Genomic DNA, 13,021 nt, shown 5'->3' on the forward strand with positions numbered 1-13,021 from the left:
GCCGCGCCCAGGCCGCCGCCGGGACGCCTCGGGCAGCACTGCCACGGTACTGATCAATGGCGTGCCGACGATGTTGGCGGGCGCTGGCGGCAACATCGCCGTCAGTTCCGGCAACGGTCTGTACCTGGATGGCCGCATGACCGCCCTTGCAGGCGGCAGCGGCGCGCCCGGCGGCACCCTGTCCATCGGCCTGGATGCGCCGGTCTACCGTACGGCGGCGATGACCGCCCGAGTGAACAAAGGACGCGATCTGCGCCTGTCGCAACAGGCCCTGCCCGACGACTTGGCCGGCTTTGCCGACGCGCAGGCCGCGGCGGACGCGCTTGTCTATGGGCACGGCGGCCTAAGCGTTGCGCAGGTGGAAGACGGGGGGTTCGGCAGCCTGAACCTGCTGAGCAACGGCGCCATCAGTTTCGCGGGCGACGTCGACCTGCGCATGGGCCAAAGCCTGCGCCTGTTCAGCACGTCGCTCAACATGACGGAAGCCGCGCCCACCGCCGCCCGGGTGCGGCTGGCCGCCCCCTATGTGATGCTGGCAGGCGCCACCGACAATGGCGCGCCCGACTTGTACACCCGCCCGTCATCCTCGCTTGCTCCGTCCACGCGCATCAGCGAATCCACCTTCACGGCGGATGCCGGCTTCATCGATATCCGCGACCTGGTACAGCTGGGCGCGCTGACCACGCAGCGGGCGCCGAATGGCGATGCCAGCTACGTCGGCACCGGCTTCATCCAGACCGACCTGCGCAGCCAGAGCGACATACGGGTGCTGGGCGGCCGGGGCACGCAGGTTGCGCTGGCCAACCAGCCCTACACCACGCAGTTTGCTGCCCCGGGCAATCTCAACCTGACCGCCGCGCAGATCTATCCGGACACGGGAGCGGTGACGCGAATCGTGGTCGGTCCGAACGGCTCTCGCGACGGCGTCAGCGGCTACGAAGCCGGCCGCACGCTTACCATCCGCCGCAATAACGACGCCCTTCCCCCCCTTCCGTACAGCGCGTTCGGCAAGCTGCGGCTGGCCGCCGACATCATCGACCAGGGCGGCGTGGTGCGGGCGCCGCTCGGACTGGTGGAAATGGGGGTGGCGGATACCACCGGCACAACCTCCCGCGTCAATCTGTTGCCGGGCAGCGTCACGTCCGTCAGCGGCCAGGGGCTGGTCATGCCCTATGGCGGCACCGTCGACGGCGTGACCTATCAATACGCCAGGCAGAACATCGTGTTGATCGGCGCAGGCGCCGCCACGCTCGGCGGCGACTTGAGCAGCGGCATTCAGCTGGCCGGCGAAGAGGTTCGGGTGGACGGCAACGCCATGCTGGACCTGTCCGGCGGCGGCCGCTTGTTGGGCGCCGGCTTCGTGACAGGCCGGGGCGGCTCCACCGACGCGCGATTCAACCCGCTGGTGCAGATCAATGCCAAGGGTGCGGGCTTCACCCTGCCGGGCCTGGCCACCAATCCCGTCTACGCGCTGGTGCCCGGCGTGCAGGCGCCCGTGGCGCCCACCACGCCCGACGGAAGCCAGAAGCCGCAGATCGGGCAGCAAGTCACGATCGGAAACGGGGTGCCCGGCCTGCCCGCCGGCACCTATACGCTGATGCCCTCGACTTATGCCCTGATGCCAGGCGCATTCCGCGTGGAAGTCAACGGGCTGGCTTCGAGCGCCGCCGCTTCGGGTGCGATACCGCTGCGCAACGGCTCCTGGTCCATCGCGGGCAACGTCGGTACCGCCGGCACGAACCTCGCCACGGCGACGCCCAAGCAGCTGTTGATCACATCCGGCGACGTCCTGCGCCAGTACTCGCAATACAACGAGATGGACTACGCCGCCTTCGTGCAGGCCGACGGCGCGCGCCGCGGCATTCCGCGCGCCATGTTGCCCGCGGACGCACGCACGTTGCGGGCGTATCTGGCGAGCGGCGCCGAAGGCCAGGCCTTTTCATTCGCGGGCCAGGTCGACTTTTCCGCCGCGGCAGCCGGCTACGGCGGCACGTTCGCCGTCTCGTCCAGCAATGACAAAGCAGGGCATCTAGAGGTCACCGCGCCGGGCGCGGGGCGCAGTGCGGGCTTCGAGGGCTTATCGCTGGATTCCGCCCAGCTCAGCGCGCTGGGCGCGCCCCGCCTCGTGCTGGGCGCCGTCCCCAATGTGGACTATGCCAACAACAGCAATACCGTCGACTTCGGTTACGCCCGCACCCACTTCAACTCCGTGGTCCTGCGCGAGGGCGCGTCGCTCTCGGCGGCCGAAGTCTTCCTGGTGACCAGCGGCCTGGCCACCGGCATCACCCTCGAACGCGGGGCCTCGATCAACACCATCGGCCGCGGCAAAGCGCCTTTTGATTCCACTGCCGGCTACACCTATGGGGCATCTTCCAGCAGCCTCCTGGCCTTGTCCAACGGTTGGATCAACATGCTTCCTCCCACCGCCGACCAGGAACCCAAAGGCGCCGGTCCCATCCGCATCGGCGTCTGCGGCGCTACCTGCGTCGGGGAATCCCTGTTGTATACCGAAGGCACGCTGGCGGCCGTCACCAACAAGACCTTCGAGCTGGGTAGTGCTGCCGGCTACGGCGCACGCTACCTCACGCTGGCCGTGGGCGCCGTCAACGCCGGCAGCGAACAGGCCCTGGCGGCCGCAGCCACGCGCGGCACAATTGGCGCAGGGCTTAGCCTGGACCAGACGCTGCTGAATCGTCTGATGGCGGGCGACCAGCGCTTCGGCGCGCCGGCGCTCGAGATGCTGACCCTGGCCGTAAGCGACTCATTCAACTTCTTCGAAACCGTCACGCTGGACACGACCGATCCCGCCACCGGCAAGTCGCGCCTGCAAACCCTGGCGCTGACGGCGCCGGCCATCTACGGGTATGGCCAGGCGGGCGACGTGGCCACGCTGCGCGCGGGCAACCTGATCTGGAACGGATCGATCGCGCCGCCCGTCGGCGTGATCGATAACGGGGCGGGCTCCGGCAGCGGCACACTCAATATCCAGGCCGAGCGCATCGAGTTCGGGTATGGGCCCTATACCCAGCCGTTGGGCGAACTGGACAATGCCCGTCTGGCCCTGGGTTTTGCCAACGTCAACCTGACCGCCAGCGACCGCATCACCGCCAATCATCAAGGCAGCCTGGCCGTGTACCAGTCGCGCGGGGCTTTCGATGCCGCGTCCGGCTGGCGCTACAGCGGCGGCACCCTGAATCTGTCGACGCCCCTGCTGACGGGCGAGTCCGGCTCCATCAATCGGATCAAGGCGGGCGCCGCGATCAACCTCGGCAGCCCGCCGGCAAGCGCCTCGGCCCCCGACGCGCGCGGACTGGGTGCGGAACTGGCGCTGGACGCCGGCACGCTGAATATCAACGGCCGCATCGCGCTGCCCACCGGCAAGCTAAGCGCAAGCGCGGACAACGCCTTGATCCTGGGCCCTGGCGCGCATCTGGACGTAGCTGGCCGGCCTGTACCATTCGACGACATCACAAAATACAGCTGGGGCGGCGACGTCAGCCTCCACAGCCGCCAAGGCGACATCACGCAAGCGGCGGGCAGCACCATCGACGTCTCGGCCCAACACAACCGCGCCGGCCGCCTGACCGCCGTGGCGCTGGCTGAGGACGCTGGCCGCGTGGACCTGCAAGGCCGAATTCTGGGCATGGCTTCGGGCAGCTATGACGCGGGCGGCACCCTGGTCCCCTACGCCTTCGGCGAAGTGGATATCCGAGCGCAGCAAGTGGACTTCGCGGCGCTGAACCAACGCCTGAACGAGGGCCAGGTCTTCGGCGGGCGCAGCCTGCAGCTCAAGCGCGGCAACCTTGCCATCGGCGACGAGGTACGTGCCCGCAATGTGAATATTTCGGTCGATGCCGGCAGCCTGACCGTGACCGGCCGCATTGACGCCAGTGGCGATGGCGTGGGCAGCATCCGCCTGGCCGCGCGCGATGGACTGCGCCTGGCGTCCACCGCAGTGCTGGATGCGCACGGCACGGCGCTGCGCGTGGACAGCTACGGCAAGATCATTGACGCGCCCAACCGCGCCATCGTGGAACTGAATTCGGGCAATGGCCAGTTGCGGATGGACGCAGGCGCGGTCATCGATGTGCGCGCCGGCACGGGTGCGCCCCGCCATGACGGCCTCCCGCGAGGCACGCTGGCGCTGAATGCGCCGCGGCTGGGTGGGGCGACTGGCGGCGACATCGACATCGACGCGCGCGGGCCGCTGGACATCCGCGGCGCGCGCAGCATCGCGATCAATGGCGTCTGGGTCTACACGGACGCAGCGCCAGGGACCGAAACGACGGCGGACGGCAAGCCCTACCAGATCATCGACCAGGCCTACCTGACCCGCCTGCATGGCGACAGCGTCGCCTTCATCAACCGGGCCCGGTCCAACGGCAATCTGATCAACGGCAGGCTGGCCGGCTTGCTCGCCTATGGCGACGCCCTGCACCTGCGCCCCGGCGTTGAGATCCGCAGCGCCACCGCAGACGGCAATCTGGTGGTGCAAGGCGACCTTGACCTGTCCGGTTTCCGCTACGCCAGCCTGAACCCGCATACGCCGCTGCGGCCGGGCGTCTACGGCTCGGGGGAAGTGGGCAATCTGGTCATCCGTGCCGGTGGGGACCTGCAGATCCACGGCAGCATCAACGACGGCTTCGCGCCGCCTCCAGAGGTCAAGCAGGACGTGAACGGCTGGCGCCTGCTGCCAGGCCGGGACTTCACCGGCGGTGACATGATCACGCCCCACGCCGGCGTGGTGCTGGCCGCCGGTACGGCGTTCCCGGTCGGTGTCACGCTGAATTACGACTTGACGCTGCAAGGCGCCACGCTTCTCGAAAATTCCGTCCTGCCCGTTACCGCCCCCTTGGCCCAGGCGCTGACGCTTCCCGCCGGCACCGTGCTATCGGCGCCCATCCTCAACCCGGACGGCACGGTGGCGCACGCAGCCGGCACCGTGCTGCGCCAAACGCTGACGCTGCCTGCGGGGATGGCGCTCGGCGCCGGCACGCGTTTGACAAGCACTGCCTTCCTTGGCGCCGTCACCTGGCCTGCGGGGGTTCCTCTGCCCCGCAACGCGAATCTGGCGGCTGCCGTCGCCCTGCCGCGCGGCGCACTGATCCCATCGGGCACCAACGTGAAACTGGAACCGGGCGTGGAATATGTCGATCTGCGCCCGCGCGTCGACGGCGCCCAGGGCCAGGTGTGGGCGGTAGCGCCCATGCTGCCCGAAGGTTCGCAATCCTGGTCAATGCGGCTGGCCAGCGGCGCCGACCTGGGCGCGGCCGATACGCGGACCACGCAGTTCACGACGAAGGAAGGCGCCAAGCGTGGGGACCTGGTGCTGGCCGACAGCCACTACGGCATGTATGGCTTTGATGGCCCCGGCAACTTCGTCTGGACGCAGCTGGTCGCCGACGACGTCGGCATGCCGGAACTGGTCGGCCAGGTCATCGATGATGCTTTCGTCCGCGACACGTTCGGCTATCCGAATGCCGGCGCCCTGTGCGCCGAACTCCCCGAGTACTGCGCCGCAAGCGGCGCGAACAACTACATCCCCGCGCCTGCCACCCCGCGCTTCAGCGTGCTGCGTACCGGCACCGGCGACCTGGATCTGCTGGCGGGCGGCAGCTTGCGCATGCAGTCGCTGTACGGCGTCTACACCGCGGGCACGTCATCCACTGGCACCTACGCGGGCGACCCCTATAACCAGCCTCGCCTGATCAATCCCGACGGCACGGTGCTGCGCGACCCGAGCAAGGGCTTTGAAGCCTTTGTGGATGGCGGGCCGCAAAGCGTCTACCGGGCCTGGTATCCGGATGGCGGCGGCAACGTGACGCTGCGTGCCGGCGCCAGCCTGACCGGCGATCTGATGACGGCATCCGTGGCTTCGTACGGGCGGCCATTGACCCGCTCGACCGGCTACTCCTCCGACCTGGTCGGAAACTGGCTGTGGCGCCAGGGCAGCGGCGACGCAGCGATAGGCCAGGCACAGCCCACTGCATGGTGGCTGAACTTCGGCACCTATACCTCCAGCGCGCCAGACCAGGCCGATGAATTGCGTGGCTTCACCGGCTTCGGCACGCTCGGCGGCGGCAACCTGGACATCGACGTGCGCGGCGACGCGGGCATCATCACCTCGCACCCCATCAGTTTCCAGGAACGCCAGATCAACCCGCGCAGCCAGGCCTTGACGCTGGCCGTGGCCAGCACGGGCCGCGTGATGGCCGACGGCACGTTGGCGCTGACAGGGGGCGGCGACATCATCCTGCGGGTCGGCGGCAGCTTGAATCCTGCGCTGCCCAGCCCCTATGAAGCCTCGGGCGCGGTCACCAACTTGCGCGGCCAGACACTGCTGCAAGCCGCCTCGATGGGCCGGATGGACCCCATCTACAACATTCGTGCGGCACGCGACACGCGCGCGCTGGACCGCTTCCAGGCCAGCACCTACGAGCCTGCGGGGGCGTTGACGCTGACGCCGGGAGACAGTGCATTCCAGCTGCAGAGCCTGGGAGACCTCGTTATCCAGGCGGCCAGGGACCCCGGCCGCGTGCTCCTGCCCGTGTCCATGCCATATACCCAGGCGGACGGCACACTGGGCGTCTACGGTTCCGACAGCTGGTTTTCGCTGTGGACGCCCAATACCGCCATCGACCTGTTCAGCGCGGGCGGCAACCTGGCGCCGGTACACAGGGCCGGCAACGACAATGACGGCATCGTCATCTACCCGTCGCAGTTCTCGTCGGTGGCCGCTCAGGGAGATATCCAGTACAACAATACGATCGCCCTGGCGCCCGGTGCCCTGTCCCGCCTGGACTTGCTGGCCGGCCACTCGCTCTATGGCGGCAACACCTCCTTTGGCCGCACCAGCGCCGATCCCGGCGCGTTGGCATCGATCTACCGCCCGGCTTTTGCCGGAAAGGTGAAGGCGGCCGAAAGCAGCAACATCATCTGGGGCCCCACCAACCTGTCCAGGGACGGTGCCTATCGCGACAACGTGTTGTTCGCCTTCGGGTCGTTGTCGGCCGCCACGTCAGGCGTCGTGGCGCCGTCGCGCTTCTATGCGAAGGACGGTGATCTCGTCGGCGTCAGCAGCGGCCGGCTGATCCAGCTGACGGACAACGGCAATGTCGTGACCGGCACCGACTGGTACGCCGCGGGCGGTCCGGTACGCATGATCGCCGGCCGGGACATCGTCGGCAGCGGCAGCCCGTTGGGGCCCGCCGATGCGTTGTCCACGCCCATCCCATATCAGTACACCGACAACCTTTTCGTGCATGGCGATGCGAACGACGTGTCGGTCGTGCAGGCCGGCCGCGACATCCTTTACGGCAGCTTCACCGTGGCCGGTCCCGGCACGCTGGAGCTTAGCGCGGGCCGCAATATCCTGATGGAAGACAAGGCCGCCGTCGTCAGCCTGGGGCCAGTCGTCCGCGGCGACACGCGCCCCGGCGCCAGCATCGTGCTGCAAAGCGGGCTGGGGGCCCAAGGTGCCGACTATGCCGGCTTCCTGCGCCACTATCTGGGCGCCGACGTCGCCGATCCTGGTCTGCCGCTGACGGACCAGGGCAAGCCGTTCAGGACCTACGAGGCCGAACTGCTGCTGTGGCTGACCCAGGCCTACGGCTTCGCCGGCAGCACCGACGACGCCCGCGCCTTCTTCAATGCGCTGCCGTCCGAGCAGCAACGGGTCTTCGCACGCCAGGTCTACTTTGCCGAATTGCGCGCCGGCGGCCGCGAGTATGGCGACAAGGCCGGTCCGCGCGAAGGCAGCTATCTGCGCAGCCGGCAAGCCATCGCCGCGCTGTTCCCGGGACAGCCCGCCGCGGGCGCGGCGCAAGCCGGTGGCGGCAGCGTCACGATGTACGGCGGCGCGGGCCTGCAGACCCGTAGTGGCGGCGATATCCAGGTGTTGACGCCGGGCGGCGCGCAAATCTACGGCGTGGAAGGCACCGCGCCTCCCGCCACCGCCGGCGTCCTGACGCAAGGCCGTGGCGACATCCAGCTGTACGCGGCAGACAGCATCCTGCTGGGCCAGAGCCGCGTCATGACGACATTCGGCGGCAACATCCTGGCGTGGTCGGCGCAGGGTGACATCAACGCCGGCCGCGGATCCAAGACCACGGTGGTCTACACCCCGCCGCGCCGGGTCTACGACGCGGTCGGCAACATCACCCTGTCACCCGCTGCGCCCGCCAGCGGCGCTGGCATCGCGACACTGGCGCCGCTGGCGGAAGTGCTTGCCGGCGACGTCGATCTTTACGCACCGCTGGGAACCATCGACGCGGGCGAAGCCGGCATCCGCGTGTCGGGCAACGTCTACATTGGCGCGCAATCCGTGCTGAATGCCGCCAACATCAAGACGCAAGGCGAAAGCGCCGGCATCCCGGCCGCCCCCAGCGTCAATACCGGTGCGCTGACCTCGGCCAGCAGCGCCGCCACCTCTGCCGCCAACGCCGCCCAGGACTCGGCGCAGCGCGCGCAGAACCAGGCGCGCCAGAACCTGCCGTCGATCATCAACGTGCAGATCCTGGGATTCGGCGAGGAATCGGCTTCAGGTACGTCGACGGTGGCGCCCAAAGACGGCCAGGCCGCGGATATCCCGGCCTACCGGCCCAACAATATGGTGCAGGTCGTGGGTGACGGCGCGCTGACGGCAGCGCAGTCGGCAAAACTGACGGGAGAAGAGAAGCAGGCGTTCGGGCTGTAGGGCAGGATGCGCCTTGGGGCAATGGCCGGCTCGCCGATGAAGCACCCGGCGGGCCGCCTCACACCCAGGATACGGGCCAGTGAGCCAGGCGCGTTACCTGGCCCTCCACGTCTTCGTATACGGCAAGCACACCGCGCTTGTTGCGCAAGACAACGACACGCTTGCCGTCAAATTCGTTGATGTGGCTGTAGTGCGCGGGTTCCGCGGCCCCGCCGTCCTGCTTGTAGGCCGTCTTGGCGCGGTCGACGAAGTCATCGTCGTCGCGCACCCCGCGCGTGATGCCCGGCCGCATACTGACCGGCGGCGCGTCCCCAAGGCGGAAGCTGACGCCGTCCGCCATGAAGCGCGCGATCTGCGCCTTCACCTGCGGAGAGTTGATTTCGGTTTGCCCGGCCGCATGGCTCATGAGGCGTTGCCTCGTGCCGTGAGGCAGCGCGCTCCAGTGGTTCAGGACGGAGGCGCCAAGTAAAGCCAAGATACGCTGTTCGGCGGCGTCCAGTTGCTCAAGCGCGAATGACGTGGCCAGTGCGGCGAACCGCCCGTGGCCTTGATCGTCCGATTCCGCCCTGCCTGCCCTGCCGGTTGAATTCGCCATGCGAATCTCCTGGGCGTACTGCACGGCATCAAGCTGGCCTGGCGTGCGCATCCACTACGAGCCGGCCGTGATTGATCGCGGCGTCCACCGCCATTCCGGGGCTGGATACAAACCCGCCCGATGCGAACAACGGCACGGTGTGGTGTTCGTTGAGTTTGTCCTGATCTGCCGCAAGTTCCACCGCAACGGTTGCGGTGAAGGCGGGCCGGCCGCTGCCCCCGACGGAAACGCGGGAAACGTTGGCGGTAAGGCGATAGCCCTTGTAGACCATATTATTGTGAAACATGAAACCCCCTATTTGATCAAAAGGCCCAAAGGGCCTTCATTCACAAAGCGCGGATTTGCGTAGCGTGAGGGCCTTTGGCGCCCTGCGCGGTGACATAGCTGACTCGCTGGTTTTCCAGCAGCACTTTATGCCCTTCGCTCACGATTTCGGAGAAATGCGCAAACAAATCCTTGCCGCCGTTCTCGGGCATGATGAAGCCGAAGCCCTTGGCATCGTTGAACCATTTGACGATTCCGGTTTCCATAATCTCTTTCCTTTAAATGCGGGCACCGCCCGCGAAATGAGCCTGTCAAGGAAAGGACCGCGAACAATGAAGCGCCCTCGGAGGGTGCAAGACCGGACGAAAATCACGATGCTCGAAAAGCTTCAAGTCCACTATGGGCGCAGGGGTAGTTAAAGTCAATCGGCGTTTCCGATTACCACCAAATAGTTATTCTGGTGCGTTTTGACCGCTAATTCACCGTAAATGCGCCCATCCCGGCCTGCATATGCACCGGGGATTTACTTATTGCGTAACGGGCGCCGCATTTGCATACGCGCGCGTAATAAAGCGCGTATCCTGAAGCGATGGTGCTTGAACGCGCGTTGCCTCGCCGTATCGCCATACAGGAGTATGGTCATGCCCACCCCCCGCAATACCCCCCCGTGCACGCGCCGAACCTTGCGTTTCACGACAATGGCGCGCGCGCTGACTGCGGAACGCGCGTGAGCGCTTTCAGAAGGTCGATCGCCAAATTCGCAAATGCGTGCGTGAAGTTGCTTCCCCCCGCATCGCCGTCACCGCGTGGCGGTGGCGGTGAACCCAAGCGCACGGTACAGCGCGACCACGCGGCCATCTCGTCGCCGTGGCGCATCTACCGCATCTATGCCCGCCCCGGGCATCTGCTGATGCGCAACGAACAAGGCCGGATCCTGGACCTGGGCGTCATGAAAGGCGCTGAACCCGACCTGGCATACCGGCTGTTCGCCAGTGACCTCCAAGGCAAGGGTTTCGCCACGCGCACCTTGCTGCTGGACGACATTGCCCGCCGCATCGAAGCCGGCGAAATCAACAAGGAACTGCTGAACCTGCCCGATTGGGATCAGCCTCTTGGCGCAGACCTGGACCGGGGCACGCATACGGATGTGTCGATGAAGCTGGGGCGGTAAACCGCCCGCTTCACCCGCGTGGGATACTGTCCCCCTGAGAATTTTCAGGGCCCGCCCGATGCAAGACCCCGCCGCAATCCTGAACGCGTTTGAACGCCTGGGTTGGAAGAACAACGACCCGATGGCGCAGACGCTGCGGTTGCGCCTTGAAGACCCGAAGGCGCTGGGCGAACTGGTCGCGCAAGCGCTGGACCGCTCGCTCGACAACGCCACGTTCATCGATGCCGCGCTCGACCTCATGGACGACGACGCCTACGCGGCGACGGTCACCCTGGCCTGGCAGCGCGCGATGCAAGGCGTCCGTTCGGACATCTTGTCCGCGGTGCTGGATTCCGCTGCCCTGCAATACCCCGATGCCTTTGCCGGCCACTGGGAACGCCTGCTTACCGCCGTGCACACCGGCGACGGCGGCCCGGAATACCTGGATGGCCAAGCCTGGCGCGCGCTGGACGACGCGACGATCGACGCATGGCGCGCCGGGCTGGAACCGGACATCAGTGAAGAAACGCTGGGCCGCGCGCGCGCCATCGCCCTGCTTCGCTCTCGACGGCCGAACGCCGTGCTGCATGCCTGGGCGCGCTTGTTTCCCGATGCATCGGATCCCGCTGCCCGCTCCTGGCTGATGCTTGCCGGCTATGCCAGACAGGCGGACGGCTTGCGTTCGCTGCATACGGAATCCCCGTTGCACATCGGATTCAGCGCCACGCAGCGCAAGCCCATGCTGGCGAGCCAACCCGCCTGGCGACGCGACATCCAGAAGGCCCATCCCACCTGGAACCCCGGCACGCCGCCCGTCACGCAAGCGCGCATGGGCGGCGTGCTGGCCAGCACCTGCGGACTCTGCCATGCCCCGTTGCACCGGTTGCTGTCCATGCGGGAGCCCGCCCTCGTCGGCATCGACGGCAGCGGCCCGATCGAATTCGTCACCTGCCTGTCTTGCCAAGGTTGGGAAAGCGACGGCCCGATGTTCTATCGGCACGACGCCGACGGCGTTGTCAGTGCGCACCCGGTCCAGCAGCGCGACGACCCCTTGCGTCCCGAGGTCGTCGCCCACGCGTTGCAAGACGCCGAGGTCCAGCTCTTTGCCGCCCCCGGCCGCTGGGCCTGCCAGGATTGGGGCGAATCAAACGGCCGCCAGAACCTCAGCCGCGTCGGCGGCGCACCCAGCTGGGTGCAATCCCCCGACTACCCGGCCTGCCCCGACTGCCAACAGGACATGGCCTTCGTCATGCAACTGGATTCCGGATTGCCGCAGGCCGACGGCGGCGAATGGTTGTGGGGCAGCGGCGGCTGCAACTACACGTTCTGGTGCGCCGGCTGCCGCGTCAGCGGGCAACTGTGGCAATGCACGTAGACGACTGATTTTTGTCTGCGGTCCGTCCTGTACGCAATGACGAGCAGGTATTCGCGCAGGGCATGCATCAATCGAGGCGATAGGGAAACCGTCCTAGATTCGAGCAACTCGGTTGATGCCGACCCGACCCCACGGTAGAACTCGTCGGAACCGTCCCATCCCAAGCAGGGCGCCAGCCATCGGTGCCTGACGACGGACTTGCTAACCTATATAGCTTAGGCTATAACAATGACAGCTCCGCCGAGCACGTTCTCCATCAACTGGGCCAGGAAAGCCGTCAAGCAATGGCTGAAATTTCCCACAGCCGATCGAATCAGGATAACTACCGAGATCACCAGACTGGAGTTGTTCCCGGCCCTTTCGAATATCAAGGCGCTTTCGAATCACGAGTTTGGATATCGGCTCCGCGTCGGCCAGTATCGGGTCTTATTCGACGTCCGAACTGAAATTCGGATCATAGACATTCAGGAAGTGAGAAAGCGCGATGACAACACCTATTGAATCCAATGCGCGTGGCCGCCGCAGGCTCCATCCCACTATCCTGGAAGCCGACGGAAAGCCGACCTTCGTCGTTCTGCCCTATGCCGAATATCTCGCACTGACCGGCGACCAACAGGCCATCCCCCATCCCCACCCCCGCATTCCTGCCGACGGCACGATCCCGCACGAGGTCGTATCGTTGATGGCCAACAATGGCTGGAGCATCTTGCGGTCATGGCGCGAGTATCTCGGCCTCACTCAAGTACAGATGGCATCACGCCTTGGCATACGCCAACCCAGCTATGCCACGATGGAGGCGCCTGGCGCCAGGACGAAGAGGGTCACTCGGGAACGCATTGCGAACGCGCTTGGCGTGCAGTTTGACCAGATTGACGTATAGGGCCGATCACTCCCGCGTCGGCTTTGCCAATCCCCCTATCCAATCACCGCATTGAAAATTTG

The 13,021-nt window shown here is 66.5% G+C and carries 8 protein-coding genes; 5 read left to right on the forward strand and 3 right to left on the reverse strand.

The window, feature by feature from the left end; all coding sequences use genetic code 11:
- Positions 1-70: 70 nt before the first annotated feature.
- Positions 71-8,695, forward strand: coding sequence for a filamentous haemagglutinin family protein (locus tag ACE039_RS21745; RefSeq protein ID WP_485823349.1), 8,625 nt, complete (start codon positions 71-73; stop codon positions 8,693-8,695).
- Between the two features lie 58 nt (positions 8,696-8,753).
- On the opposite strand, the gene ACE039_RS21750 is transcribed toward ACE039_RS21745, so the two are convergent.
- Genes ACE039_RS21750 through ACE039_RS21760 form a run of 3 tightly spaced genes read right to left on the reverse strand, consistent with a single transcriptional unit; the run spans position 8,754 to position 9,820 of the window.
- Entirely contained in the window at positions 8,754-9,290 is a 537-nt protein-coding gene (locus ACE039_RS21750) for a hypothetical protein (RefSeq protein WP_485823300.1), read from the reverse strand.
- Positions 9,291-9,318: 28 nt separating this feature from the next.
- Positions 9,319-9,576 (reverse strand): hypothetical protein, encoded by a 258-nt coding sequence (locus ACE039_RS21755; RefSeq protein ID WP_105555198.1) that lies wholly within the window; start codon positions 9,574-9,576, stop codon positions 9,319-9,321.
- Positions 9,577-9,616: 40 nt separating this feature from the next.
- Positions 9,617-9,820, reverse strand: a complete 204-nt coding sequence (locus ACE039_RS21760) for a cold-shock protein (RefSeq protein ID WP_105555199.1) — start codon at positions 9,818-9,820, stop codon at positions 9,617-9,619.
- Positions 9,821-10,281: 461 nt separating this feature from the next.
- On the opposite strand from ACE039_RS21760, the gene ACE039_RS21765 reads away from it, so the two are divergent.
- The 4 genes from ACE039_RS21765 to ACE039_RS21780 all read left to right on the forward strand — a co-directional run bounded on the left by ACE039_RS21765 (position 10,282) and on the right by ACE039_RS21780 (position 12,959).
- Positions 10,282-10,725 (forward strand): hypothetical protein, encoded by a 444-nt coding sequence (locus ACE039_RS21765; RefSeq protein ID WP_105555200.1) that lies wholly within the window; start codon positions 10,282-10,284, stop codon positions 10,723-10,725.
- A gap of 58 nt (positions 10,726-10,783) precedes the next feature.
- Positions 10,784-12,079, forward strand: coding sequence for a hypothetical protein (locus tag ACE039_RS21770; protein ID WP_485823301.1), 1,296 nt, complete (start codon positions 10,784-10,786; stop codon positions 12,077-12,079).
- Positions 12,080-12,307: 228 nt separating this feature from the next.
- A complete protein-coding gene (locus ACE039_RS21775; RefSeq protein ID WP_485823302.1) occupies positions 12,308-12,580 on the forward strand; it encodes a type II toxin-antitoxin system RelE family toxin in 273 nt (90 codons plus the stop codon).
- Positions 12,564-12,959 carry a helix-turn-helix transcriptional regulator gene (locus tag ACE039_RS21780; RefSeq protein ID WP_485823303.1) on the forward strand — a complete coding sequence of 132 codons (396 nt, stop codon included), beginning with the start codon at positions 12,564-12,566 and terminating at the stop codon, positions 12,957-12,959. Before ACE039_RS21775 ends, ACE039_RS21780 begins: the two co-directional genes overlap by 17 nt.
- Positions 12,960-13,021 lie beyond the last annotated feature (62 nt).

The sequence above is a fragment of the Achromobacter maghribensis genome, assembly GCF_057334215.1.

What these genes read in the sequence shown, in the direction of transcription:
- ACE039_RS21745 (WP_485823349.1), top strand. Translation starts at nt 71, where the DNA reads ATGTTGGCGGGCGCTGGCGGCAACATCGCCGTCAGTTCCGGCAACGGT.
- ACE039_RS21750 (WP_485823300.1), bottom strand. Translation starts at nt 9,290, where the DNA reads ATGGCGAATTCAACCGGCAGGGCAGGCAGGGCGGAATCGGACGATCAA.
- ACE039_RS21755 (WP_105555198.1), bottom strand. Translation starts at nt 9,576, where the DNA reads ATGTTTCACAATAATATGGTCTACAAGGGCTATCGCCTTACCGCCAAC.
- ACE039_RS21760 (WP_105555199.1), bottom strand. Translation starts at nt 9,820, where the DNA reads ATGGAAACCGGAATCGTCAAATGGTTCAACGATGCCAAGGGCTTCGGC.
- ACE039_RS21770 (WP_485823301.1), top strand. Translation starts at nt 10,784, where the DNA reads ATGCAAGACCCCGCCGCAATCCTGAACGCGTTTGAACGCCTGGGTTGG.
- ACE039_RS21775 (WP_485823302.1), top strand. Translation starts at nt 12,308, where the DNA reads ATGACAGCTCCGCCGAGCACGTTCTCCATCAACTGGGCCAGGAAAGCC.
- ACE039_RS21780 (WP_485823303.1), top strand. Translation starts at nt 12,564, where the DNA reads ATGACAACACCTATTGAATCCAATGCGCGTGGCCGCCGCAGGCTCCAT.